We start from the raw sequence: 3,170 nt of genomic DNA on the forward strand, positions 1-3,170 counted from the left end.
CCGTTCACGCATTGGTGTGTGGTGTAAGTTATCGGCCTATTAGTACCGGTCAGCTTCACGAGTCGTTAGTCCTCGCTTCCACATCCGGCCTATCAACCCAGTGGTCTGGCTGGGGGCCTCTCACACACAAGGTGTATGGAAATCTCATCTCGAAGCGAGCTTCCCGCTTAGATGCTTTCAGCGGTTATCCCATCCGAACGTAGCTAATCAGCGGTGCACTTGGCAGTACAACTGACACACCAGAGGTTCGTCCGTCCCGGTCCTCTCGTACTAAGGACAGCCCTTCTCAAATTTCCTGCGCGCGCAGCGGATAGGGACCGAACTGTCTCACGACGTTCTAAACCCAGCTCGCGTACCGCTTTAATGGGCGAACAGCCCAACCCTTGGGACCTACTCCAGCCCCAGGATGCGACGAGCCGACATCGAGGTGCCAAACCATGCCGTCGATATGGACTCTTGGGCAAGATCAGCCTGTTATCCCCGAGGTACCTTTTATCCGTTGAGCGACGGCCATTCCACAATGTACCGCCGGATCACTAGTCCCGACTTTCGTCCCTGCTCGAGATGTCTCTCTCACAGTCAAGCTCCCTTGTGCACTTACACTCGACACCTGATTGCCAACCAGGCTGAGGGAACCTTTGGGCGCCTCCGTTACTTTTTAGGAGGCAACCGCCCCAGTTAAACTACCCATCAGGCACTGTCCCTGACCCGGATTACGGGCCGAAGTTAGATGTCCAAAGTGACCAGAGTGGTATTTCAACGATGACTCCACCCGAACTGGCGTCCGGGCTTCAACGTCTCCCACCTATCCTACACAAGCCACTCCGAACACCAATACCAAACTATAGTAAAGGTCTCGGGGTCTTTCCGTCCTGCTGCGCGTAACGAGCATCTTTACTCGTACTGCAATTTCGCCGAGTTTATGGTTGAGACAGCGGGGAAGTCGTTACTCCATTCGTGCAGGTCGGAACTTACCCGACAAGGAATTTCGCTACCTTAGGATGGTTATAGTTACCACCGCCGTTTACTGGGGCTTAAATTCTCAGCTTCGCCTTGCGGCTAACCGGTCCTCTTAACCTTCCAGCACCGGGCAGGAGTCAGTCCGTATACATCGTCTTGCGACTTCGCACGGACCTGTGTTTTTAGTAAACAGTCGCTTCCCCCTGGTCTCTGCGGCCCCGATCCCCTCCCACCAGCGTGTGGTGTTCAAGGTTGGGGCCCCCCTTCTCCCGAAGTTACGGGGGCATTTTGCCGAGTTCCTTAACCATAATTCTCTCGATCGCCTTAGTATTCTCTACCTGATCACCTGTGTCGGTTTGGGGTACGGGCGGCTAAAACCTCGCGTCGATGCTTTTCTCGGCAGCATAGGATCACCAAATCCCCCCGTAAGGGGGTCCCATCAGATCTCAGGCATCATGAACAGCGGATTTGCCTACCGTTCGCCCTACATCCTTAGACCGGGACAACCATCGCCCGGCTTGGCTACCTTCCTGCGTCACACCTGTTAATACGCTTGCCTCCCAGGATCAGGTCCCGCGCTCCACCAAAAACCACGTCACCACAAGGGTGGGCGGTCAGGTCTCGGGCAGTTAGTATCCCCTGTTCAACATGGACGGTTTTTCGCCGGTACGGGAATATCAACCCGTTGTCCATCGACTACGCCTGTCGGCCTCGCCTTAGGTCCCGACTTACCCAGGGCAGATTAGCTTGACCCTGGAACCCTTGATCATTCGGCGGACGGGTTTCTCACCCGTCTTTCGCTACTCATGCCTGCATTCTCACTCGTGTAGGCTCCACCGCTGGTTTACACCGCGACTTCACTGCCCACACGACGCTCCCCTACCCATCCAAACGCCTGAACCAACCCACAAGGGGCGGCTGAGCTAATATTTGAATGCCACAACTTCGGCGGTGTACTTGAGCCCCGCTACATTGTCGGCGCGGAATCACTTGACCAGTGAGCTATTACGCACTCTTTTAAGGATGGCTGCTTCTAAGCCAACCTCCTGGTTGTCTTCGCAACTCCACATCCTTTCCCACTTAGCACACGCTTAGGGGCCTTAGTTGGTGGTCTGGGCTGTTTCCCTCTCGACTATGAAGCTTATCCCCCACAGTCTCACTGCTGCGCTCTCACTTACCGGCATTCGGAGTTTGGCTGACGTCAGTAACCTTGTAGGGCCCATTAGCCATCCAGTAGCTCTACCTCCGGTAAGAAACACGCAACGCTGCACCTAAATGCATTTCGGGGAGAACCAGCTATCACGAAGTTTGATTGGCCTTTCACCCCTACCCACAGCTCATCCCCTCCATTTTCAACTGAAGTGGGTTCGGTCCTCCACGACGTCTTACCGTCGCTTCAACCTGGCCATGGGTAGATCACTTCGCTTCGGGTCTAGATCACGCCACTGCAACGCCCTATTCAGACTCGCTTTCGCTACGGCTTCCCCACACGGGTTAACCTCGCGACGTAACACTAACTCGCAGGCTCATTCTTCAAAAGGCACGCCGTCACCAGAATCAGACTGGCTCCGACGGATTGTAAGCACACGGTTTCAGGTACTGTTTCACTCCCCTCCCGGGGTACTTTTCACCTTTCCCTCACGGTACTGGTCCGCTATCGGTCATTAGGGAGTATTTAGGCTTATCAGGTGGTCCTGACAGATTCACACGGGATTTCTCGGGCCCCGTGCTACTTGGGATACTCTCACAGGCGGCACTCAACATTTCGGTTACGGGGCTCACACCCTCTACGGCCGGCCTTTCAAGACCGTTCACCTATGCCAGCACATCACACCCCACCAGTCCGGCAGAACTGGTATGGAAAGTCCCACAACCCCGACCATGCAACGCCCGCCGGCTATCACACATGGAACGGTTTAGCCTGATCCGCGTTCGCTCGCCACTACTGACGGAATCACTATTGTTTTCTCTTCCTGCGGGTACTGAGATGTTTCACTTCCCCGCGTTCCCTCCACGCACCCTATGTGTTCAGATGCGGGTCACCAGGTAACTCGCGCTCCTGGCGGGGTTTCCCCATTCGGACACCCTGGGATCACAGTCCGGTTATCGACTCCCCCAGGCTTATCGCAGATTCCTACGTCCTTCTTCGGCTCCTAATGCCAAGGCATCCACCGTGTGCTCTTAAAAACTTGACCACAAAAGATCAAAAA

1 rRNA gene is annotated in these 3,170 nt (G+C 55.0%); it reads right to left on the bottom strand.

Features of this window, described 5'->3' with window-relative positions:
* Positions 1–18: 18 nt before the first annotated feature.
* Positions 19–3,155 (bottom strand): 23S ribosomal RNA (locus EYS21_RS23195).
* Between the last annotated feature and the right edge of the window lie 15 nt (positions 3,156–3,170).

The organism is Arthrobacter sp. S39, from assembly GCF_004320525.1.
GTDB lineage: Bacteria > Actinomycetota > Actinomycetes > Actinomycetales > Micrococcaceae > Arthrobacter.